The 22,271-nt window shown below is 69.0% G+C and carries 22 protein-coding genes and 1 other RNA gene; 14 read left to right on the forward strand and 9 right to left on the reverse strand.

Annotation, left to right across the window (positions count from 1 at the left end; translation table 11 throughout):
* Positions 1-4 precede the first annotated feature (4 nt).
* Complete coding sequence (locus tag AAC979_RS14620) at positions 5-2,539, reverse strand: carbohydrate-binding family V/XII (protein ID WP_371347602.1); 2,535 nt, start codon at positions 2,537-2,539, stop codon at positions 5-7.
* Positions 2,540-2,830: 291 nt separating this feature from the next.
* On the opposite strand from AAC979_RS14620, the gene AAC979_RS14625 reads away from it, so the two are divergent.
* The 3 genes from AAC979_RS14625 (at position 2,831) to AAC979_RS14635 (ending at position 7,946) form a co-directional block, all read left to right on the forward strand.
* A complete protein-coding gene (locus AAC979_RS14625; RefSeq protein WP_371347603.1) occupies positions 2,831-3,490 on the forward strand; it encodes a thiamine phosphate synthase in 660 nt (219 codons plus the stop codon).
* Complete coding sequence (locus AAC979_RS14630) at positions 3,490-4,533, forward strand: tetratricopeptide repeat protein (protein WP_371347604.1); 1,044 nt, start codon at positions 3,490-3,492, stop codon at positions 4,531-4,533. The genes AAC979_RS14625 and AAC979_RS14630 overlap by 1 nt, the downstream gene beginning before the upstream one ends.
* Before the next feature lie 245 nt (positions 4,534-4,778).
* Positions 4,779-7,946, forward strand: coding sequence for an EAL domain-containing protein (locus AAC979_RS14635; protein ID WP_371349066.1), 3,168 nt, complete (start codon positions 4,779-4,781; stop codon positions 7,944-7,946).
* 44 nt (positions 7,947-7,990) lie between these two features.
* Here AAC979_RS14635 and AAC979_RS14640 read toward each other — a convergent pair whose 3' ends face one another.
* A complete protein-coding gene (locus AAC979_RS14640; RefSeq protein WP_371347605.1) occupies positions 7,991-8,617 on the reverse strand; it encodes a YqgE/AlgH family protein in 627 nt (208 codons plus the stop codon).
* A gap of 213 nt (positions 8,618-8,830) precedes the next feature.
* Here AAC979_RS14640 and AAC979_RS14645 point away from each other — a divergent pair, with 213 nt between their 5' ends.
* Both AAC979_RS14645 and AAC979_RS14650 read left to right on the forward strand, forming a co-directional pair.
* Entirely contained in the window at positions 8,831-9,589 is a 759-nt protein-coding gene (locus AAC979_RS14645) for a protein-disulfide reductase DsbD domain-containing protein (protein WP_371347606.1), read from the forward strand.
* Positions 9,590-9,721: 132 nt separating this feature from the next.
* A complete protein-coding gene (locus AAC979_RS14650; protein WP_371347607.1) occupies positions 9,722-10,207 on the forward strand; it encodes a peroxiredoxin in 486 nt (161 codons plus the stop codon).
* 82 nt (positions 10,208-10,289) lie between these two features.
* Here the strand turns inward: AAC979_RS14650 and AAC979_RS14655 are convergent, their stop codons facing one another.
* Complete coding sequence (locus AAC979_RS14655) at positions 10,290-10,496, reverse strand: YdcH family protein (RefSeq protein ID WP_371349067.1); 207 nt, start codon at positions 10,494-10,496, stop codon at positions 10,290-10,292.
* 207 nt (positions 10,497-10,703) lie between these two features.
* Between AAC979_RS14655 and AAC979_RS14660 the strand changes: the two genes are divergently transcribed.
* Positions 10,704-10,877, forward strand: a complete 174-nt coding sequence (locus AAC979_RS14660; RefSeq protein WP_371347608.1) for a YdcH family protein — start codon at positions 10,704-10,706, stop codon at positions 10,875-10,877.
* A 339-nt stretch (positions 10,878-11,216) separates the two neighbouring features.
* Complete coding sequence (locus tag AAC979_RS14665; protein WP_371347609.1) at positions 11,217-13,145, forward strand: propionyl-CoA synthetase; 1,929 nt, start codon at positions 11,217-11,219, stop codon at positions 13,143-13,145.
* Positions 13,146-13,225: 80 nt separating this feature from the next.
* Here the strand turns inward: AAC979_RS14665 and AAC979_RS14670 are convergent, their stop codons facing one another.
* Positions 13,226-13,933 carry a DUF1013 domain-containing protein gene (locus tag AAC979_RS14670; protein ID WP_371347610.1) on the reverse strand — a complete coding sequence of 236 codons (708 nt, stop codon included), beginning with the start codon at positions 13,931-13,933 and terminating at the stop codon, positions 13,226-13,228.
* Positions 13,934-14,192: 259 nt separating this feature from the next.
* Here AAC979_RS14670 and AAC979_RS14675 point away from each other — a divergent pair, with 259 nt between their 5' ends.
* The 7 genes from AAC979_RS14675 to AAC979_RS14705 all read left to right on the forward strand — a co-directional run bounded on the left by AAC979_RS14675 (position 14,193) and on the right by AAC979_RS14705 (position 18,779).
* Positions 14,193-14,819: a YceI family protein gene (locus tag AAC979_RS14675; protein WP_371347611.1), complete on the forward strand. Its 627-nt coding sequence runs from the start codon at positions 14,193-14,195 to the stop codon at positions 14,817-14,819.
* Positions 14,820-14,886: 67 nt separating this feature from the next.
* Positions 14,887-15,855: a 4-hydroxy-3-methylbut-2-enyl diphosphate reductase gene (gene ispH / locus AAC979_RS14680; protein ID WP_371347612.1), complete on the forward strand. Its 969-nt coding sequence runs from the start codon at positions 14,887-14,889 to the stop codon at positions 15,853-15,855.
* Between the two features lie 14 nt (positions 15,856-15,869).
* Positions 15,870-16,850: a homoserine kinase gene (locus AAC979_RS14685; protein ID WP_371347613.1), complete on the forward strand. Its 981-nt coding sequence runs from the start codon at positions 15,870-15,872 to the stop codon at positions 16,848-16,850.
* Positions 16,847-17,371, forward strand: coding sequence for a ribonuclease HI (gene rnhA / locus AAC979_RS14690; protein WP_307020696.1), 525 nt, complete (start codon positions 16,847-16,849; stop codon positions 17,369-17,371). The genes AAC979_RS14685 and rnhA overlap by 4 nt, the downstream gene beginning before the upstream one ends.
* Before the next feature lie 15 nt (positions 17,372-17,386).
* Positions 17,387-17,785: a DUF4260 domain-containing protein gene (locus tag AAC979_RS14695; RefSeq protein WP_371347614.1), complete on the forward strand. Its 399-nt coding sequence runs from the start codon at positions 17,387-17,389 to the stop codon at positions 17,783-17,785.
* Between the two features lie 147 nt (positions 17,786-17,932).
* Entirely contained in the window at positions 17,933-18,058 is a 126-nt protein-coding gene (gene ykgO, locus AAC979_RS14700; RefSeq protein WP_013167868.1) for a type B 50S ribosomal protein L36, read from the forward strand.
* 97 nt (positions 18,059-18,155) lie between these two features.
* Positions 18,156-18,779 (forward strand): tetratricopeptide repeat protein, encoded by a 624-nt coding sequence (locus AAC979_RS14705; RefSeq protein ID WP_371347615.1) that lies wholly within the window; start codon positions 18,156-18,158, stop codon positions 18,777-18,779.
* Positions 18,780-18,794: 15 nt separating this feature from the next.
* Here AAC979_RS14705 and AAC979_RS14710 read toward each other — a convergent pair whose 3' ends face one another.
* The 5 genes from AAC979_RS14710 to AAC979_RS14730 form a co-directional block, all read right to left on the reverse strand.
* On the reverse strand, positions 18,795-19,304 hold the full coding sequence (locus tag AAC979_RS14710) for a dihydrofolate reductase (protein WP_371347616.1): 510 nt from the start codon (positions 19,302-19,304) through the stop codon (positions 18,795-18,797).
* Positions 19,301-20,599: a flavin monoamine oxidase family protein gene (locus AAC979_RS14715; protein ID WP_371347617.1), complete on the reverse strand. Its 1,299-nt coding sequence runs from the start codon at positions 20,597-20,599 to the stop codon at positions 19,301-19,303. The genes AAC979_RS14710 and AAC979_RS14715 overlap by 4 nt, the downstream gene beginning before the upstream one ends.
* A 58-nt stretch (positions 20,600-20,657) precedes the next feature.
* Positions 20,658-21,455, reverse strand: coding sequence for a ClpXP protease specificity-enhancing factor SspB (locus AAC979_RS14720; protein ID WP_371347618.1), 798 nt, complete (start codon positions 21,453-21,455; stop codon positions 20,658-20,660).
* A 52-nt stretch (positions 21,456-21,507) separates the two neighbouring features.
* Positions 21,508-21,861: a transfer-messenger RNA gene (gene ssrA, locus AAC979_RS14725) on the reverse strand.
* A 37-nt stretch (positions 21,862-21,898) separates the two neighbouring features.
* The gene (locus AAC979_RS14730) at positions 21,899-22,216 is read right to left on the reverse strand and encodes a hypothetical protein (protein ID WP_371347619.1); all 318 of its coding nucleotides are present in this window, start codon (positions 22,214-22,216) and stop codon (positions 21,899-21,901) included.
* Positions 22,217-22,271 lie beyond the last annotated feature (55 nt).

The raw sequence follows: 22,271 nt of genomic DNA on the forward strand, positions 1-22,271 counted from the left end.
CGGCTCAGCGGCGTCCGCCGCCGAAGCCGCCGCCAAAGCCGCCATGGAAGCCGCCGCCGAAGCCGCCACCGAACCCGCCGCCACCGCCGAAGCCATCGTGGAAGCCGCCACCATAGCCGCCATAGCCGCCGAAGCGATCGCCGCCGCCGAAGCCGTCATAGCCGCCGGCGCGGGCGAAGCTGTCGGCGCGCTGGTCGCCATAGGACTGGTACTGGCGCTGCTGGTTCAGCCGGTCGATCTGCCCGGCATCGGTGTCGTTCTGCCACCCATTGGCGCCCTGGTGCTGCCAGCCATTATTGGCGTCGTACTGGTGGATCGAACCGTCATGGTCGGTATAGACATTGCCATTGTTCCAGGCGACGGCATTGCCGGTCTTGGCATTGCCGGCGACGCCGCGGCTGTCGACGCTGACATGGCCGTCATTGTCGACCACGCCGGTCTCGGAGGCATGGCCGATGCCGGTCGTCGGATTGTAGCCCGCCGATTCGCGGCCCGCCACGGCATTGCCGGTATAGGCATTTCCGGCGACGCCGGCGCGCGCCTCGCCATGGGCACCCGTATAGGGGTTGAAGAAGGCGGCGGAGCGCCCGGCGGCGTAATTGCCGGTCCAGGGGTTGAAGGCGGCGGCGGAACGGCCGGCGAAGTCGGTACCCCAGCCGGTCACGCCGTGGACGGCATTGGCGCCCCAGGCGGTGCCATAGGGGCCGACGCCCCAGGCATGGTCCCAGGTCGCCGCGCCGCCCCAGGCGCCGTAAATATTGGTGCGGGCGATGTCGACGCCGGCCCAGGGGCCGTACCACGGGCCGGGCCGCCAATAGGGGCCCCACCAGGGATACATCGCGCCCCAGCCGAAGGCGGCGTCGTAGCCGAAGGCAAAGCCGGTGGTCCAGGCGAAGGCGGCATCATAGCCATAGGTCGCCGGGCAGCCATACCAATAGGTGCCGATATAGCCGACACAGCTATAGCCGGTGCCATAGACCACCGTGCCGCCGGGCTCGATCACCACGCCCATATAGCCGGGCGTGTAGCCGACCGTCACCACATCCGCCGTCGAGGCATAGACGCGGACATAGGTGACATAGTGCATCGGCGAGGACACCGGGATGGTGTAGATCGCGTCCGGCACCACATCCGCTACCACCCACGGGCCGCTCGGCGTCGTGGAGACGAACCAGGCGCCCTGGAACAGCGCATAATAGCGCACCGGGTCGAGCTGGATCACCGGCGTCCGGGTGTTCACGGCATAGGAGAGGATCGTCCCCTTGATCGGCTCGAACTTGGGCGCCCCACCATCATATTTGATGGTGAGCTGGGTATCGCGCTTGATCGAGGCGGTCTGCGGCACGGTGGCAGCGATCGCCGCTTCCTTGGCCTGCGGCGTGCCGGGCACCGAGACCAGCGCATTCGCCGCCGGATCGGTCGTCGAAATCTTGGCGAAGCTGGCCGGCAGGCTGGTGCCGGGCACGAAGCTCCACGGCCCGTTGAAGCCGGCGGCGCGGAACCAGCGGCCGGAGATCAGCACATAATACTGGTTGCTGTCGGGATCGAGGATGAGCGCATGGTCGGCATTGCTCACGCGCAGCAGCGCGGTGCCGCCCACCGGCGTCATCTGCGGCGCGCCGGCGGTGATGATGAGCTCGGTCGGGGCGGTGGCGACGATGATCGCGGGCGGGGTTGCCGGCTTCTGGCCATTGGCCGGCAGCATGGTCTGCGCCGGCTCCTCATAGGTGGCGGTGCTGCCGGCCGCTTCCAGCGCCGGATCGGGCTGCGCCGTCACCGTCCAGGGGCCCTCGACCGCCGGGGCCTGGTACCAGGTGCCCGAGGCCTGCAGGTGATAGAGCCCGGCGCTGTCGACCAGCATCAGCGGCTGGGTGTTGACGACGCGCTGGAAGCCCTGCACCCCGTCGATCGGCCGCGCCACCGGCTGCCCCGCGACCAGCACGAGGAGGGTCGGCTTGTCGGCGAAGACGATGCGCGGCGGGGTGTTCTGCACCGGCTGCGTCATCTCCTTGTCGAGCTGCTTGGTGGCGGCATAGCTGGTCATTAGCTGGTCGAGCGCGAAGGTCATGCCCTGCGGCGAGATGCGCGACTGCAGCGCGTTCAGCAGCACCGCATCCTGCGAGGAATCGGTCGGCACATCGACCGAGGTGATGCGGATATTGCTGAGCTGCGCCAGCTTTGACGGCTTGTCGATCGCCACCCGGGCGGTGAAGCGGGCGAGGCCATAGGTCGGTCCCGCCGTCGGCGCGGCAGAGGACGAGGCGGCGTCCTTGTCCGGCTTCGGGCCGATGGCGACAGCGGCGCGGCCGGAAATCTGGTCGCCGTTCCACTGTTCGATGAGCGGCTGGTAGACCTGCAACAGCTTGTCGCCAAGGTCGAAGCTGCGCGGCCAGGCGAGCGCCGGCGGCAGCGCCGAGGGCGCGGTGGAGGCGCCGGCCTGGGCGGGCGGCGCGGTGGCCGGCTGCTGCGCCAGGGCGGGCGAAAGGCTGACGGCGAGAGCTGCGGCAAGCAGGGCGAGAGACTGGGAATGAAGGCGCATGTTTCCCCCAAGCGGGCGGCGGCGATCCGGCGACGGGCCGATCGACTGGCTGCGGTAAATCATTAGCACCGCCGATTCGTAACGATAAGACGCCCTCTGAACACGAAAGCGACGAAACAGAGAACGCCATCAAAATGTTACCGCATTAGGGCGGGGCCGGCCATGGCCCTCGGGGGGCGGCGTACTGGACCGCCGAGGGCCGGGCGCGCTAGAGAAAGCGCCGCGTGCCGTGCTTTCGCCGCCATCCTCGCCGATGGCTTCCCCCCAATGGCTCGTCACAAGACTGTTTCAATGGCTCGCTCCTCCGCCCGCCCTGCCCCTGAACCGCCGCGCCCGGCGCCCCGCCTCTATGTGCTCGCGCCGGCCGCCGCCGATCCGGCCGGCAGCGCGGCTCAGGTCGCGGCGCTGCGCGCCGCCGCCGCCGAGGCCGACATCGCCGCCGTGCTGCTGCGCGCGGCGGCCGGCGCGGGCGCGCCGGCGCTGGCCCCGCTCATCGAGGCGTGCCAGGCCATCGGCGCCGCCGGCCTCGTCGAAGGTGCGAGCGCCGAGGCCACCGCGCTCGGCGCCGATGGCGTTCATGTCGAGGGCACCGCCGCGCTGAAAGCCGCCGCCGCAGCGCGACGGCCCGATGGCATTGTCGGAGCCGGTGGCCTGCGCAGCCGGCACGACGCCATGACCGCGGCCGAGGCCGGCGCCGATTACGTGATGTTCGGCGAACCCGATGCGGAAGGCCGGCGCCCGCCCTTCGAGACGACGCTGGAGCGCACGCAGTGGTGGGCAGAGCTGTTCGAGCCGCCCTGCGTCGGCTACGCCCGCACGCTGGAGGAGGTCGAGGCGCTCGTCGCCGCCGGCGCCGACTTCATCGCCGTCGACACGCTGGTCTTCGATGCCCCCGGCGACGGCGCCCGGGCGCTGGCGGCGCGCCTTGTTCTCCCCGGAGCGGCCTCCTGATGCGGCCGGCCCGCGCCTGCGGCCACCCGGTGGCGTCGGGCATCGCCGCCTACGCCGTGCTGCTCGCGGCCGCCCTTACTGTGGCCGGCCCGGCCCAGGCGCAGCCGGCGGCGCCGAGCGCCAAGACGGCCGCCCCGAAAACCTCCAACCTGCGCTCTCTCGGCCCGACGGCGGCGACGCCGGGGCCGGTCGCGCCTTTGGGCGTCGACCCCGACCCCGCCTTCTCCGCCTATCAGCGCGGGCGCTTCCGCACCGCGCTCGATCTCGCCGTCAGCCGCGCCAACGCCCAGGGCAGCGCCACGGCAATGGTGCTGGCCGCCGAGCTGCTGTCGCAGGGCTATGGCGTGCGCCAGGACCCGACCGCGGCGCGCAAATGGTACGAGGCTGCCGCCGCCAAGGGCAATGCCGACGCGCTGTTCACGCTGGGCGCGCTGCTCATGGCCTCGCCCTCCGTCGCCAATAAGGACCAGGCGGTGGAGTTCTTCCGCCAGGCCGCGGAAAACGGCAGCGCCCGCGCCGCCTATAATCTCGGCCTCATCTATCTCCAGGGCGAAGTGGCGCCGAAGGAGCCGGCCATCGCCGCCGAATGGTTCAAGCGCGGCGCCGAGCGCGACCAGCCGGACGCGCTCTACGCGCTGGCGACGCTCTATCGCGACGGCAATGGCGTGCCGCGCGATCCCATCGAATCCGCCCGCCTGCTCCAGCGCGCCAGCCTCATCGGCAATGATGTCGCCACCACCGAGCTTGCCATTGCCGTGTTCAACGGCGTCGGCGTGCCGAAGGACGAGGAGCGTGCCGCCGCTTTGTTCCGCAAAGCCGCGCTGCAGGGCAACGCCATCGCCCAGAACCGCTATGCGCGCATCCTCTCCGCCGGGCGCGGCGTTCCCAAGGATGTGATCGCCGCGGCAGGCTGGCACTTCGTCGCCAAGGCGCAGAAGCTGGACGATCCCATGCTCGACAGGCTGGTGGCCAGCCTCACCCCCGAACAGCAGGCGCAGGCCCGGGCGCGGATCAAGCCCTGGACGCCGCCGCCGGCCTATTAGACAGGGCGCGCCTGTCCCGTCGGCGGCGCCGGGTGGCACGTTCCCGCCTTGCTCATGCCGCCGGGCACCGCTACTCATCGAAACGCTTCGCCGTCGGGAGCCGGCGGCGCGGCGTAGACGACAGCTTCTGGGGATTTCGTTTGCTTATCGCTCGTCCAGTGCCGTCGCGGGCAGTCTCGCGACCCTTCTCCCGCCGCCTCGCTTTTGCGCGGGCCTTCGCGGTGGTTGCGGCGGTGCTGGTCGCGATGCTCGCGCTGGGAGCCCCCGGCGCCCGCGCGCTGGAGGCGGTGGCGATCCGGCTCGACGCCCCGGTGATCGACCTCGCCCCCGCCATCGAGCGGCGCACCAGCGACAATGACCGCCTTCAGGTGTCCACCGTGCCCGGCGCCGACGGCATCGTCCGCCGCATCGAGGTCCGCTCGGTGGTGCCGGGGCCGCATGGCAGCAAATGGGCGGTCTTCGCCCTCGCCAACAATACCGACGAGCAGGTCGACCGGCTGATCGTCGCCCCGCATTACCGCATGGTCGGTTCCGGCGTGCTGTGGCCGGATCTCGGCAATCGCCGCATTCTCAACGTCACCACCAGCCAGGGCTTCCGGCCGGAACTGCAGAACGCGCCGGACGCCGACGTGTTCTTCCTCACCCTCGACCCCGGCACCACGGTGACGCTGGTGGCCGAGCTCGGCGATGGCGGGCTGCCGCAGCTCTATCTCTGGGAGCCGGAGGCCTATAAGGACAAGGTCAACAGCTTCACCCTCTATAACGGCATCGTCATCGGCATTGCCGGCCTGCTCGCCCTGTTCCTCACTATCCTGTTCGTGGTCAAGGGCAGCGCGATGTTCCCGGCGGCGGCGGCGCTGGCCTGGGCGGTGCTGGGCTATATCGGCCTCGATTTCGGCTTCTGGTCGAAAGTGTTCGGCATCTCGCCGCTGGCGCAGCAATTCTGGCGCGCCGCCGGCGAGGCGATCCTCGCCGCGACGCTGGTGGTGTTCCTGTTCGCCTATCTCAACCTCAATCGCTGGCATGTGCGCTACGCCCATGTCACCGCCGGCTGGCTGGTGTTCCTCGCCGCCATTGTCGGCCTCGCCTTGCTCGACCCGTCCGCCGCCGCCGGCATTGCCCGGCCCTCGCTGCTCGTCGTCTCCTTCATGGGCTTCGGCGTGGTGGTGTGGCTGGCGCTGCACCGCTACGACCGCGCCGTGCTCATCATCCCGACGCTGCTGCTGCTTGTCGTCTGGGTGATCACCGCCGGCATGGCGGTGTCCGGGCGCATCGGCAATGATCTCGTCGCCCCGGCGCTGCTCGGCGGTCTGGTGCTGATCGTCATGCTGATCGGCTTCACCGTGATGCAGCACGCCTTCGCCGGCATCGGCTCGGTCGCCGGCAGCGCGCAGGAGCTGGAGCGCCGGGCGCTCGCTGTGGCAGGCTCGGGCGACATCGTCTGGGACTGGGATGTCGACACCGACCGCATCCATGTCAGCCCCGAGGCCGAGCACATGCTGGGCCTCAAGCAGGGCACGCTGGAGACCGAGGCGGCGGGCTGGCTCGACATCATCCATCCCGGCGACCGCGACCGCTTCCGCGCCACGCTGGACGGGCTGCTCGACCAGCGGCGCGGGCGCATCGACCAGGATTTCCGCCTGCGCGCCCATGACGGCCATTATCTCTGGTTCAATCTGCGCGCCCGGCCGGTGGTCGGCACCGATGGCGAGGTGGTGCGCTGCATCGGCACGCTCTCCGACGTGACCGACAGCCGCACCGCCGAGGAGCGCATGCTCCATGACGCGGTGCACGACAATCTGACCGGCCTGCCCAATCGCGAACTGTTCCTCGACCGCGTCGCCGCCGCCAACGGCCTGGCGCGCAGCGACGAGCAGATCCGGCCGACGGTCATGCTGATCGACCTCGACCGCTTCAAGCAGGTCAACGCCACGCTCGGCATGCCGGCGGGCGATTCCATCCTGCTCACCGTCGCCCGCCGGCTGATGCGGCTCGTCAAGCAGCAGGACACGCTGGCGCGGCTCGGCAGCGACCATTTCGCCCTGATCCTGCTTTCCGAGCGCGAACCCGAGCGCATCACCGCCTTTGCCGACACGCTCCGCCGCACGCTGCGCGCGCCCATCACCTTTGGCGATCGGGAAATCTTCATCACCGCCTCCATCGGCCTCCTGCTCGCCGACGGCCAGAAGCGCACCCCGGTGGAAACGCTGAAGGATGCCGAACTGGCGATGTATTTCGCCAAGCGGGTCGGCGGCGACCGGATCGAGGTGTTCCGCCCCAATATGCGGACACAGAAGCTCGACCGGCTGAGCATGGAGCAGGACCTGCGCCAGGCGCTGCAGCGTGGCGAGATCAGCGTGCTCTACCAGCCCATCGTCGATCTCACCACGCGCCGCATCGCCGGCTTCGAATCCACCATGCGCTGGCAGCACCCCACGCTTGGCACCCTTACCCCCGATGATTTCCTCGGCCTCGCCGAGGATTCGGGGCTGATCGTGGATATCGGCCTGTTCATGCTCGACACCGCCGCGCGCCAGCTCGGCGTGTGGCAGCGCACCCTGCGCGGCGAACCGATCTTCATCTGCGTCAACATCTCCTCGCGCCAGATGCTGCGGCACGATCTGCTGCAGGATCTGAAGGCGGTGCTTGCCCGCAACGTCGTCGCGCCCGGCACGCTGAAGCTGGAGCTGTCGGAATCGCTGGCGATGGAGAACCCGGAATACACCTCGCAGATCCTCACGCGGATGCGCGACCTCGACGCCGGCCTGACGCTGGAGGATTTCGGTTCTGGCTATTCCGCCCTTGCCTATCTCCAGCGCTTTCCCTTCGACAGCATCAAGGTCGACCGGACCTTCACCAAGGCGCTGGGCCGGAGCGGCAACAAGGCGCAGCGCCCGATCATCCTGCGCACCATCATCAACATGGCGCAGGACCTCGGCATGGACATCATCGCCCAGGGGGTGGAGACCGAGCAGGTCGCCGCCGCGCTGGGCAAGCTCGGCTGCCGCTATGGCGAGGGGCGCTTCTTCGGCGAGGCGATGACCGCCGAGGAGGCGCGCAAGCGCCTGCAGCCCGAACAGCCGCCGACCTCGCTGCTGGAGCGCGGACGCCAATTGTCGCGCGGGGCGCGGGCGAGCGTCGGCGCGGCGCCCGCCGCTTCCCCCGAGACCCGCCCCGCAAGCGCCACCGAGGCCGCGCAGCGCGCGGCGCGGCCGGCGGCCACAACCCTTGCGGCCACGCCCCTTGCCGCGCCGAAGGCTGCTGCGCGCCCTGCTCCGGCACCTGCGGCCGCACGCCCGGCCGCCGCCGCGCCGGCAGCGCCGGCGGCGCGTCCGGCGGCCGCAACGACACCGGCCCCGGCCCCGGCGGCTCCCGCTGCGGCAGCGGCGCCGACCTCGACATCGAATTCCTGACGATGACGCCGAATTCCTGACGAAAAACCGAGCGGAGCGCCGGCTCAGGCGTGGCCGGCTTCCGTCGACAGCATGCCCGGATCAATGCCGATCTTGCGCAGCGCCAGATCATATTTCGCGCCGGCCTCGGCCTCGAACACCAGCGCCGCATCGGCCGGGCAGTGCAGCCAGCCATTCTGCTGGATCTCGTTCTCCAATTGCCCCGGCGCCCATCCGGCATAGCCGAGCGCCAGCATGGCGTGGGCCGGCCCGCTGCCGGTGGCCATCGCCCGCAAGATGTCGAGCGTGGCGGTCAGGCAGATGCCGTCGTCGATCGGCAGGGTGGAATCCTGGATATAGAAATCGGCGCTGTGCAGCACGAAGCCGCGCCCGGTTTCCACCGGCCCGCCGCGCAGCACCTTCACCCCGCCGGCGCTGCGCGGCAGATGAATCCGCTCCTCGCCCGGGATGACATCGAGCTGCACGAGAAGATCGGGAAAATTCACATGGCTGGCGGGCTGGTTGACCACGATGCCCATCGCCCCTTCCGGCGAATGCGCGCACAGATAGATCACCGACCGCGCGAAACGCTCGTCGCGCATGCCCGGCATGGCGACCAGCATCTGTCCATCGAGGAAGGTCCCGCCATCGGGGGTGTCGGGCTTCCGGGGGCGCTCGCGTCCGATCCACATGCGACAAAGCCTAAACCCCGCCGGTCCATTTTCAAGCCCGCGCATGCATGGCGCCACGGCGGGGGTCTCGGCCTCACACGAAAGTGCGCCCGGTCCGGCTTCCCCGCGGGCGGCGGAGAGGCTATCGCCAAGGCCATGCTGTCCCCTCTGCGCTCCCTCCTTCTGTGCTCGCTTGCGCTGCTTCCCTGCGCGGTTCCGGCCGGTGCCGGCGAGATGTCCGCCTGGTCGGCGCCGGAAGGCACGGCGGCGCGTCTGGTCGCCGGCGGCAGCGAGGGCGAGGCGCTGCTGGGCGGCGTGGAGATCCGCCTTCCGCCCGGCCTCAAGACCTATTGGCGCTATCCCGGCGACAGCGGCGTGCCGCCGCATTTCGACTGGACCGGCTCGCACAATGTCGAGGCGGTGGAGGTGCTGTGGCCGGCCCCCACGCGGTTCGATGATGGCGGCTCCTACTCCATCGGCTACAAGCACGACGTGGTGCTGCCGCTGCGCATCGTCCCGAAGGACCGCGCTCAGCCGGTCGAGCTGAAGCTCAATCTCGATTTCGCCGTCTGCGGCAGGATCTGCCAGCCGGCCACTGCGGCGCTCGATCTGACGCTGCCGCCCGGCGGCGCCGGCACGCCGTCCGCTGCGCTTGCCCAGGCGCTGGCGCAGGTGCCGCGCCCGGCCGCGCTCGGCGCCGAGGGCGAACCCGGCATCGCCGCCGCCGAGCTGAAAGGCTCCGCCGACAACGCCGCCATCCGGGTCGTCGCCGAGGTGAGCGACCCCGCCGCCGATCTCTTCGTCGAGGGGCCGAACGAGGACTGGGCGCTGCCGCTTCCGGTGCGCGAGATCGGCCCGGACGGGCGCGCCGTCTTCGTGCTGCCGGTCGACGGCGTGCCCAGCGGGGCCGATGTCGCGGCGGCCAAGCTCCGCTTCACCCTCGTCGATGGCGACCGGGCGATCCAGGTGGACGCGCCGCTTTCCACCCGCTGAACCCGCTTCCCGGCACGCGGGAAATCGGTATGGTACCGTCGGACCGGGCCCCTCCGTTGCGGCAGGCCCGGTCCGGCGCGGCCCTTCGGCGGGTCCGTTCCACCCCTTCCCGCCGTATGAAAGGACATTTCCATGACGATCAAGGTCGGCGACCAGCTTCCCAGCGTCACCTTCCGGGTGGCCACCGAGGACGGCCCGGTGCCGAAATCCACCGACGAGATCTTCAAGAACAAGAAGGTCGTGCTGTTCGCCGTTCCCGGCGCCTTCACGCCCACCTGCCACAAGAACCACCTGCCGAGTTTCATTGCCCGCGCCGAGGAAATCCTCGCCAAGGGCGTGAGCACCATCGCGGTCACCGCCGTCAACGATCCCTTCGTGATGGCGGCGTGGGAGAAGGCCTCCAACGCCGAGGGCAAGATCGTGTTCCTGTCGGACGGCAATGCTGAATTCGCCAAGGCCATCGGCCTCGACTTCGACGCCGCGGCGGCGGGTCTCGGCGTTCGCTCCAAGCGCTATTCCATGCTGGTCGAGGACGGCGAGGTGATGATCCTCAATGTCGAGGACGTGCCCAGCAAGGCCGACAAGACCAACGCCGACGTGCTGCTCACGCAGTTCTGACCTGTGGCGCCGATCCCGGCCGGGGCCCGTCCCCGCGCCGGGATTTCCATGTCTGCCGGCACCCTCCGCAGCATCCCGCCGCTCAGGCGATGATGTCGGGGCAGATCTGGTCCTCGATGAAGCCGATGCGGTCGCGTAGCTGCAGCTTGCGCTTCTTGAAACGTGCGAGCTGCAACTGGTCGCTTCCCGGCATGTCCTGCAGCGCCTGGATCGCGACATCCAGATCGCGGTGCTCCTGCCGCAAGCGCTCGAGAAGAGCCAGAAGCTCGCGTTCCTCTTCCGCCGTCATCTGTGTCAAACGCCCGCCCGAACCCGACTCATCCCCGGCCCGGCCGGGGTCTGGCACGAGTATCGCCGCCCCTGCGGCCGGCCGCAACAGCCGGGCTCCCCACACTGTGAGCGACCGCGCTGCAGTGCAGCACATCCTTTCATCGACAGCCCGTGACTCTCGTGACAGACTGATGACGTTCGCTTCGGAAGACAGGAGATACTGTCCATGACCATGCAGTCGCATGTTGCCGAGTTGGAACGTCGCCACCAGGCACTTGAAAAGCAATTGCGGGAAGAAATCACCCGTCCCGCGACCGACGCTACCCGCATCGCTGATCTCAAACGGCGCAAGCTGATCCTCAAGGACGAGATCGCCCGCTGCAAGGGCACGGTACACTAGCCCTCACAACCCGCTTCATCCCGGCTCCGCGCGCCCGCGCGGGGCGTCGCCCCCGGCGGTCCGCTGCGGCTGGCAGGAGTGCGCCGCCCCTCGCGCCTGTCGCGGGGCACGCTCATCGCGGCGCCGGCCGCCCGGTCCGGCGATTTCCCCGATTGAATCCGACAGCTACCCGCCGGCCTCGCTGCCGGCGGTTCGTTTTGTGCGCCCGGCAGCGGCCGGCCGCGCCAACCCGACGAAGGGCGTAAGCATTTCAGCGTCTTGCCAGACGGCGCTGAAAGGCGAAATCTCACGGCCATAAAAAACCGTCCAACAAGAACATTCCCGAGGGAGACGCCTGCCATGACTGGTTCCGCCAGCCGCTACCCGTCCGTTCACGCCCGCTCCATCGAAGACCCCGAGGGTTTCTGGCGCGACGCCGCCCGCGGCATCGACTGGATGAGCGAAGGCGAGCGCGTCTTCGAGGCCTCCCTCGGCCTTTATGGCCGCTGGTTTCCCGGCTGGACCACCAATGTCTGCCAGAATGCGGTGGACCGCCATGTCGATGGCGGGCGTGGCGCCCAGCCGGCGATTTTCTACGACAGCCCGGTGGCCGGGGCGCAGCGCACGGTCACCTATGCGGAACTGAAGGACGAGGTGAGCCTGCTCGCCGGCGTGTTGGGCGAACTCGGCGTCGGGAAGGGCGACCGCGTCGTCATCTACATGCCGATGATCCCGGAAGCGGTGTTCGCCATGCTGGCCTGCGCCCGCATCGGCGCGGTTCATTCGGTGGTGTTCGGCGGTTTCGCCGCCGCCGAACTGGCGAGCCGCATCGAGGACGCCCAGCCCAAGGTGGTGCTCTCCGCCTCCTGCGGCATCGAACCCTCACGGCTGGTGCAGTACAAGCCGCTGCTCGACCTCGCCCTCACCATGGCGAAGCACCGGCCGGAAGCCTGCCTCATCTTTCAGCGGCCGCAGGTGGAGGCCAAGCTGGTCGCCGGCCGCGATCATGACTGGGCCACGCGGCGCGAGGCAGCGCGGACGGCGGACCTGCGGCCCGCCTGCGTGCCGGTGGAAGCGACCGACCCGCTCTATATTCTCTACACCTCGGGCACGACCGGAAAACCGAAAGGCGTGGTGCGCGACACCGGCGGCTACATGGTGGCGCTGCGCTGGTCGATGCAGGGGCTTTATGACGTGCAGCCGGGCGAGGTCTATTGGTCGGCCTCGGATATTGGCTGGGTGGTCGGCCATTCCTACATCGTCTACGCCCCGCTGCTCACCGGCTGCACCACGGTTCTCTATGAGGGCAAGCCGGTGGGCACCCCGGATGCCGGCGCCTTCTGGCGGGTGATCGAGCAATACAAGGTGGCAGCGCTTTTCACCGCGCCTACCGCATTGCGGGCGATCAAGAAGGAAGACCCGGAAGGCCGGCTGATGGGCGCCTATGACCGCTCCAGCCTGCGCACGCTGTTCCTCGCCGGCGAGCGCGCCGATCCTGACACGGTGGAATGGGCCAAGGCCCGCCTTGGTGTGCCGGTGGTCGATCACTGGTGGCAGACCGAAACCGGCTGGGCGATCGCCGGCAATCCCGTTGGCCTCGGCGCCCTGCCGATCCGTGTCGGCTCCACCGGCGTGCCGATGCCCGGCTATCAGGTCGATATTCTCGATGAGGGCGGGCATCCCGTGGGGCCCGACCGCATGGGCTCCATCGCCATCAAGCTGCCGCTGCCGCCCGGCTGCCTGCCGACGCTGTGGCGGCAGGATGAGCGCTTCCGCGAGAGCTATCTCCTCGACTTCCCCGGCTATTACAAGACGGCCGATGCCGGCTTCACCGATGCCAATGGCCAGTTGTTCATCATGGGCCGCACCGACGACATCATCAATGTCGCCGGCCACCGCCTGTCCACCGGCGGTATGGAGGAAGTGCTGGCGGCCCATGCCGATGTCGCGGAATGCGCGGTCATCGGCATTCATGACGAATTGAAGGGCGAAGTGCCCTGCGGCTTCGTGGTGCTGAAGGCCGGGGTGGCGCGCTCCCCCGCAGATATCGAGCAGGAGATCGTCGCGCTGGTGCGCGAGCGCATCGGCCCGGTGGCGGCGTTCCGGCTCGCCATCACCGTCAACCGGCTGCCGAAGACGCGCTCGGGCAAGATCCTGCGCGGCACGATGAAGAAGATCGCCGATGCCGAGCCGTGGAACATGCCGGCGACCATCGACGATCCCGCCGCGCTGGACGAGATCGCCGCCGCGCTCGGCGCGCGCGGCCTTGCCGGTGCGCCTGCCGCCTGACCGCGTCCGCGCGCATGAAAAAGCCCGGAGCGGCGACGCTCCGGGCTTTTTCGTTCAGGCCGCTCGCCGGCAGGCGGGGCTCATTCCTCGTCCTCGGCCTCGCTCTTGCGCGAGCCGCCGAGCTTGGCGAACACGGTTTCCAGGTCGATCGCTTCCTCGCGCGGCTTGCGGCTGGGCACGAACGGCTCCGGTCCGTCGCCGACCGACAGGTCGACCGGCAGCAGCGTCGTCTCGTCGCCCGCCGGCGCCACCGCGGCGGGGCGGTCCTTGGAGGAGCGCTGCACCTCGATGTCGAGGTCGATCTGCGAGCACAGGCCCAGCGTCACCGGGTCCATCGGCGTCAGATGCGCGGCGTTCCAGTGGGTCCGCTCCTTGATCGACTCGATGGTCGTCTTGGTGGTGCCCACCAGACGCATGATCTGGCTGTCCTTCAGCTCCGGGTGGTTGCGCAGCAGCCAGAGAATGGCGTTCGGGCGATCCTGGCGCTTGGACACCGGGGTGTAGCGCGGGCCGCGGCGGCGCTTCGGCTCGGGCAGGCGCACCTTCGACTCGAGCAGCTTCAGCCGGTGATGGGGGTTCTTCTCCGCGCGCTCGATTTCCTCGCGGGCAAGCTGGCCGGTGGTGATGGGATCGCTGCCCTTGATGCCCTGCGCGACTTCGCCATCGGCGATGCCCTTCACTTCCAGCACATGCAGCTTACAGAAATCCGCGATCTGGTCGAAGGTCAGGGCGGTGTTCTCGACCAGCCACACGGCGGTGGCCTTCGGCATCAGGGGGGCGTTCGCCATGGGACGCAGCTCCATCCAGTGGGCGCCGGGCGGGCGGTGAAACCGCGCCGGCGTGCAGATTTCGGGTCTTCGGCCGCGCAAACCTCTCCCCGCGCCCACCCCGGGAGGGGCGGAGCCTCGGACCGTCTCGCGATGACCGGGATGGCGTGAATATAGGCGCCTGCGCGCCGTCCTGCAAACCCAAAGACGCGCCGGCCGGGCTGGCGGTCGGGTTCGCCCGCTGCTAGCCTGCCGGCCCCCCACCAGCAAGGATGACGCGATGAAGCCTGTTCGACTTCTGACCGCCGCCGCCCTTCTTCTCACCCTCACCGCCGGCGCCTTCGCGCAGCAGGCCGAGCGCGAAATGCCCGGCACCGACGAAGTGTCCCGCATCAGCGGCGGCACCTATGCCGTCGACCCCGACCACACCCAGATCGTCTGGACCGTCGACCATATGGGCATCACCCCGCTCGCCGGCATGTTCGGCGCCTCGGGCGGTACGCTGGTGCTCGACCCTACCAAGCCGGACGAGGCGACGCTGGAAGTCACCATCCCGATATCGGGCCTGCGCGTGACCTCGGAAGGCTTCGCCACCCATCTCGCCAGCCCCGAGCTGCTCGACACCGCGAAATTCCCTACCGCGACCTTCAAGTCCTCCAAGGTCACGGTCGAGGGCAGCGACGCCACCATTGAGGGCGAGCTGACGCTGCATGGCGTGACCAAGCCCGTGACGATGGATGTCAGCTTCTTCGGCGCCGGCATCAATCCGATGAGCAAGGTCGAGAATATCGGCTTCACCGGCACCACCGAGATCAGGCGCAGCGATTTCGGCCTCGGCTATGGCGTTCCCGCCATTTCCGACGAGGTGACGCTCGACATCGTCGCCGCCTTCATCAAGCAGCCCTGACCGGGCCACGCTTGACAGCGCGGGCCCCGGCACCCATGACGGTGGCGAGGCCCCGCTGGACCCTGCGATGACCGCCGAAAAACCTGTTCTCCGCGTCCTACTCTGTGCCCCGCGCGGCTTCTGCGCCGGGGTGGTGCGCGCCATCGACGCGGTGGAGCGGGCGCTGGAGATGTACGGCCCGCCGGTCTATGTGCGCCACGAGATCGTGCACAACAAATATGTGGTGGAAGGGCTGAAGGCGAAGGGCGCGGTCTTCGTCGAGGAGCTCGACGAAGTGCCCGCCGGCACCGCCGCCCCGGTCATCTTCTCCGCCCATGGCGTCGCCCGCTCCGTGCCCGAGGACGCCGCCCGGCGCAACTTCTTCGCCATCGACGCCACCTGCCCGCTGGTGACCAAGGTGCACCGCGAGGCCACCGTCCATTACAAGCGCGGCCGCGAGGTCGTGCTCATCGGCCATGCCGGCCACCCCGAGGTGATCGGCACGATGGGCCAGCTTCCCGACGGCGCGGTGTCGCTGGTGGAGACCGCCGAGCAGGCGCGGCTCTTCCAGCCGCGCGACCCGCTCAACCTCGCCTTCACCACCCAGACCACGCTCTCCATCGACGACACCGCCGAGATCGTCGCCATATTGCGCGAACGCTTCCCCGCCATGGTGGCGCCGCACAAGGAAGACATCTGCTACGCCACCACCAACCGGCAGGAAGCGGTCAAGCGCGTCGCGCCGGAGGTGGACGCGATGATCGTCGTCGGCGCCCCCAATTCCTCCAATTCCCAGCGCCTGAGGGAGGCCGCCGAGCGCGCCGGCTGCCGCCACGCGGCGCTGGTGCAGCGGGCCGGCGAGATCGACTGGGAGCGCTTCGGCGCCATCGCCTCGCTCGGCGTCAGCGCCGGCGCCTCCGCCCCGGAAGTGCTGGTGGAGGAAATCCTCGACGCCTTCGCCACCCGCTACACGCTCAAGGTGGAGACGGTGCACAACGCGCATGAGGACGTGTTCTTCCCGCTGCCCCGCCAGCTCCGCTCCGACGCCGCCGAATAGGCTCGACCGACCCCATGGCCGTTTACACCGACGTTTCCCCGGAAGAGCTCGAAGCCTTCCTCGCCACTTATGATCTCGGCCGCCTGCGTGCCTTCAAGGGCATCGCCGAGGGCGTGGAGAATTCCAACTACCTGCTGCAGACCGAAGCCGGAAGCTTCATCCTCACCCTCTATGAGAAGCGGGTGAACCCGGCCGACCTGCCCTTCTTCGTCGGGCTGATGGAGCATCTGGCGACGCGCGGCATCGACTGCCCGCAGCCGGTGCGCAACCGCGAGGGCGTGGCGCTCGGCACGCTGGCCGGGCGCCCGGCGCTGATCGCCACCTTTCTCGTCGGCACCTCGGTGCGCCGCCCCGGCGTTGCCCATTGCGCCGCGCTCGGCGCCGCTTTGGCCGGGCTGCACAAGGCCGGCGCCGATTTCACCGCCTTCCACCGCGCCAATGCGCTCTCGGTCGCCGGCTGGCGCCCGCTCTATGAGCAGGCGGGCGAACGGGCGGACAGCGTCGCCCCGGGCCTTTCCGCGCTGATCGCCGATGAATTGGCGGTGCTGGAACCGGGCTGGCCGACCGACCTTCCCGCCGGCGTCATCCATGCCGACCTGTTCCCGGACAATGTGTTCTTCACCGATGGGCGGCTGTCGGGGCTGATCGACTTCTATTTCGGCTGCAACGACCTGCTCGCCTATGATGTCGCCATCTGCCTGAACGCCTGGTGCTTCGAGCCGGACGGCGCCTTCAACCAGACCAAGGGCCGCGCCTTGCTCGCCGCCTATCAGGCCGAGCGGCCGATGAACCCCGCCGAGATCGCCGCCCTGCCGCTGCTGGCGCGCGGCGCGGCGCTGCGCTTCCTGCTCACCCGGCTGGTCGACTGGCTGAACGTGCCGCCCGGCGCGCTGGTGCGCCCGCACGACCCGCTGGAATATCTGCGCAAGCTGCGCTTCCACCGTTCGGTGACAAGCCCGCGCGATTATGGCGTGCTGGAAGGCGAAGCCGCGTGAAGACCGCTCCCGGCACCGCCCGCATCTTCGCCGACGACACCGCCAAGGAAGCTCCCAAGGAAGCCCCGAAGGGCATCGTCGCCATCTGGACCGACGGCGCCTGCTCCGGCAATCCCGGCCCCGGCGGCTGGGGCGCGATCCTGCGCTATGCCGGTTCGGAAAAGGAACTCTCGGGGGGCGAATCCCCCACCACCAATAACCGCATGGAGCTGATGGCGGCGATCTCCGCGCTGGAGGCGCTGAAGCGCCCGTGCACGGTCGATCTGCATACCGACAGCGAATATATGCGCAACGGCATCACCAAATGGATCGCCGGCTGGAAGCGCAATGGCTGGCGCACCGCCGACAAGAAGCCGGTGAAGAATGTCGACCTGTGGGAGCGCCTTGAAGCCGCCATCGCCCGGCACGACATTCGCTGGCACTGGGTGAAGGGCCATGCCGGCGACGAGATGAACGAACGCGCGGACGAACTCGCCCGCGCCGGCATGGCGCCCTACAAGGCCGCGCGCGGCGGCTACTGAGTCGGGACCGACATCATGACCACACGCCTTGAGGTTCCTACCGGCGCGGTGGCGGGCGCCCCCGCCGCGTTGCTGCGGGCCGAGGGCCTCGCCGTCTTCGCCGCCGCGCTGGTGGCCTATGCCGCGCTCGGCGCCAGTTGGTGGCTGTTCGCGGCGCTGATTCTGGCGCCGGACCTCTCCATGCTCGGCTATCTCGGCGGCCCGCGCTTTGGTGCCTTCGTCTACAACGCCGCCCACACCTATGTGGCCCCGGCCCTGCTCGGCGCCTTCGCCTATGGGTTCAGTGCGCCGCTGGCCGGCGCCATCGCCCTGATCTGGATCGCCCATATCGGGCTCGACCGTCTGCTCGGCTATGGGCTCAAATACAGCGCCGGATTCGGCCACACCCATCTCGGCCGCCTCGGCCGAAACTGAGGAAGGTTCAGGCGGAGACGGCCAGTTGGATTGACAAAGCCCCCTCCCCTCCGCTATCAGCCGGGCCTCAATTTCTGCTGGCGGATCGGGGCGCGGCCATAGGGCGCCGTCTCATGCGCAGGCGCTGTCGATCCGAAGGTTAGTGTCATGAAGATCCGTAACTCGCTCAAGTCGCTGCTCGGCCGTCACCGCGACAACCGTCTGGTGCGCCGCAAGGGCCGCGTCTACATCATCAACAAGACCCAGAAGCGCTTCAAGGCCCGCCAGGGCTGAGCGAAGGCCGCTAGGCCCTCGGTTGGCCGCGTTCACGATTTCGCGGCCGACATCGAGTAATATTGCTCAAGGGCGCGCCGGCTCCTAACATGGGGTCATGCGCGCCCTTTTTGCTGCCCTCATCCTTGCTGCCGCGCCGCTCGGGGCCACGGCCCAAACCGCGCAGCCCCCTGCGCCTCCGGCTCAGCCCGAGGCTTCGGCCCCTGCCGCGCCGGCGCCCAAGCCCGCCGAACCTGATCGCGCCAAGCGGCTCGACGCGCTGTTCGCGGCGCTAAAAGCCGCACCAGACGACGAATCGGCCAAGGAGATCGCCGCGCGCATCGACGTGGCGCTCACCCCCTCCGGCAGCGACACCGCCGATCTGTTGATGGCCCGTGCCTCACAGGCGACACAGGCCAAGCAGTTCGATCTCGCCGTGGAACTGCTGGACGGCCTGCTGGCGATCGAGCCCGATTATCTCGAAGCCTGGAACAAGCGCGCCACCGTCTTCTTCCTGCAGGAGGACTTTTCCGACGCGCTGGTCGATCTGCGCCAGGTGGTGGCCCGCGAGCCGCGCCATTACGGCGCCTGGGCGGGCATCGCCATCATCTGCAAGGAGATCGGCGACGACAAGCGCGCGCTGGACGCAGCCCGCCGGGCGCTGGCCATCTATCCCCATCTCGACGCGATGAAGGATATGGAGGAAGAACTGGCGATCACGGTCGAGGGCCGGCCGATTTGAAGCCGGACGGTCGACTCAGGCCCGCTCGTAATCCACGAAGCTGAAGGCGAATTCGTCCTTCTCGCCTTGGATCGGCCCTTCGCGGCCAATCTCGCGCCACTCGCCGCGCGCGAAGGCGGGAAAGTGCACGTCGCCTTCGGGGCGGCCGTGCACCTCGGTCAGGCGCAGCCGCGTCGCATGGGGAAAGGCCAGCGCATAGATCTGCGCGCCGCCGACCACCGCCATCTCGTCGACGCCCAGCCGCAAAGCCTCCTGTGCCCCGTGCTCCAGCGCAGCACCCAGTGACGAAACGACCAGCACGCCCTCCGGCGGGCGGAAGCCGGTGTCGCGGGTGATGACAAGGCTGGTACGCCCCGGCAGCGGCTTGCCGATGGATTCGAAAGTCCGCCGCCCCATCAGGATCGGCTTGCCCCAGGTGATCGCCCGAAAGCGCTTGAGATCGCCGGAAATGTGCCAGGGCAGCGCATCGCCGCGCCCGATGATGCCATTCTCCGCCACGGCGGCAACCAGTGTGAGAACGGTCATGCCGCGCTCCCGCGGAGCAGCGCCAGGGCGGTGTCCGCCGCCGCGAGGCCGGTCTGGTGCGCGCCATGGGCGGTGGAATAGGCGTGGGGCGAAGATGCCTCGCCGGCAAACAGCAGGCGGTCCCCGAGCGGGTGCGTCAGCGTCTGCGTCAGCCGCGCGCGCACCGGCGCATAACCCGGCAGGGCGCAGCTATAGCCGCCGCCGATCAGGGGATCGGCCACCCAGCCCGTGGTGGCGACGCCGGCGACATGTTTTTCGATCCCCGCGCCGAACGCATCCTTGAGCGCAGCGAGGGCGAAGTCGCGCATCGCCGCCGGCCCCGCCTGCACCAGCGCCGCCGCATTCGCCCCGCCGAGCTGGGCAATGGCCATGGGATGGCCGAACGGGTTGAGGGTGAAATTCACCGGCTTGCGGTTCGGGTCGCGCAGGTCCAGCGTGTCGATATAGCTGGTCGGCTCGACACCGAACACGTCGCGGTCGAACAGGAAGGCGACTTTTTCCGCCGCGCCGAGCGGCAGCGCGTCGAAGGCCTCCGCAAGATCGGGCGGCAGCAGCGGCGCGAAGGCGAGGCCGCCGCGCGCGATCACGGAGGTCGGCACCGCGACGATGGCGAGCCGGGCCGTGAGCGTTCCGCGCGAGGTGGTAAGCCGCACCCCCTGCCCGGACCAGTCGATGCTGGAGACGGCACAGCCGGTCACGAGGGCAAGATCAGGCGCGTCGCGGGCAGCCAGCGCCTGCACCAGCGCGCCATAGCCCTTTTCGACCGGGTAGTTCTCGCCCGTGTCGGAATAGGCGGCGTAGTCGAGCGTCGAGAGCCGCTCCGGCTCGGCAGCCGAGAGCAGCGCCAGCCAGTGCCGGGCGAGGCGTGCCCAGTCCGGCGGCAGGCCGGCCTCGGCCAGCACCGCGCTCGCGGCGATGTCGCGCCCCTCCTCGCCGGCTTTGTGGATGGCGGCGTAACTGGCCTGAATGGCGTTCCAACTGGCCTCACACTCCACCTCATCGGCCCAGCGATTCCCGAGATGGGTCGCGCGCGCCTTGCGGTTGCCGCGCACGAAATAGGAGAGGCCGAGTTCGTCCGCCGCCGCCCGCAAAGGGTTTACGGAAGCCGAATGCAGCCAGTGGCAGCCGCGATCCCAGGCGACACCGAAGGTCGCGGTGTCGGTGAAAGCCCGCCCGCCGGTGCGCTCGGCCGCTTCCAGCACCACCACATCCACGCCCGCCTGCGCCAGCCGCGCCCCCGCAGCCAAGCCGGCCGCGCCGGCGCCGACGACGATCACCTCATGCTGTGCGGTCACGGTAACGTCCGGCGTTTAAAGGGAAAAGGGTCTGTGGCGGGCGGTTGCGCGAGGCGCGCTATTTCTTGCGGAAGGCGTCGAGCCGCACGACCTGCGCCCCGCCCGAGCCGCCATCCTTCGGATCCTCGCCCTCGCCCGCAGGCAGCGAGGCGCTCTCCGAAAGCTCGGCCGCCGCAGGCCTGGCCCCGGGAGACGTGGATTCGGAACGCTTGGGCTCCGAAGGTTTGGGCTCCGAAGGCTGGGCGTCCGAAGAGGGCTTGGCACGGGACGGCTTGGCCTCCGCCGACGGCGCCGCGGCCGGCTTGGGTGCCGACATGTCGGCGGGAGCGGCCTGAAGCGGCACCGTCTTCGGCCCGCCCGCCGCCGTTTCCGGCCTGGTTCCCGGCTCCGCAGCCCGTCCGGCGGCCCGGGTGGAGGGAACGGAGGTCGGACGCCCCTCGCCGATCGGCGTCGGCGCCGCCGCTGGAGCCACCGCCGGCGCGTCGCCAGCACCGTCCTCCTCCGCCGTTTCGAACTGCAGCCCGAACTTGACCGAGGGATCGAAGAAGCCCTTCAGCGCGGCATAGGGAACATGCAGCCGCTCGGGAATGCCGTTGAAGGAAAGCCCCACCTCGAAAAACTGCTCGGTGACGATCAGATCCCAGAACTGGTGCTGGAGCACAATCGTCATCTCTTCGGGGTAGCGCTCCTTCAGACGTGGGGAAATCCGCACGCCGGAGGCCCTTGTGTCGAAGGAGAGATAGAGATGGTGGTCGCCGGGCAGCCCGTCGCGGGCAACATCGGTCAAGACGCGGCCCACGACGCCGCGCAACGCATCCTGCACTAGCAGGTCATATCGGATAAGATCGACGCTCATGCCCGCAATGAACCCGATTCCGGTGTCGACTGCCAGTCATACGTGAGAAGGAAGTGCAGGCTTCTGTTGCCAGGTGCCTGCGAACCCCGCCTCACGGTGCTACCCGCTAGGACTTATTTTCCGTAGATCAAACCGCTCACGCGGCCTGAGCAACCGGAGCATAGTTGTCGTTGGCAACTATATGTTTGGTCCGATGACGGCGGTACCATGCCGAGCGAAAGAAGACCCTTTACGCTCTCGTCGATCCTGTTTCGCCCCCGCCGCAACCCACGTCTTCATGGGCTCCGGTGGAGGCGCCGGGTACTGCCCCCGGGTCCGAAGAGTTTATTCCGGTGTCCGTTTATCGCCATAGCCGGCTTGCGCCGGCAAAACGAATATAGGCGTTCGATGCCCCACTTGGAAGAGGGCATGCGCAACTCCCCCTTCCCGTCGCGCCGGGCGCCTCACGCCTCGGTCTGGTCGCCATATTGCAGATGCTCGATCGGACGGTTGCCGCCATTGCTGCCGAGCAGTTTTTCCTCGCGGGCGGCGATTTCCGTTCGCAGCGCCTCCATCAGGATTTCGCGCAGCATGTCGTAGTCGAGCCGCACCTCGGAATGCGCGCTGCGCAACGCCTGCCCTTCCCGCAACACCAGCGCTGGCGCCGTATGGGAGTGTTCCACCGTCAGGTCGAGCGGATGGGTGGCATCCTTTTCCAGCAAATTCAGATGCATGCGCAGGCGATGCAACTCGGTGTTGAGCGTGTCGGTGCTTCTCGTCATGATTTCCTCCCTCAGCATGGCCGCATCGGGACAAGTCGCGCCCGCCGGGAATGTT

This window comes from Ancylobacter sp. IITR112 (assembly GCF_041415945.1).
Lineage (GTDB): Bacteria > Pseudomonadota > Alphaproteobacteria > Rhizobiales > Xanthobacteraceae > Ancylobacter.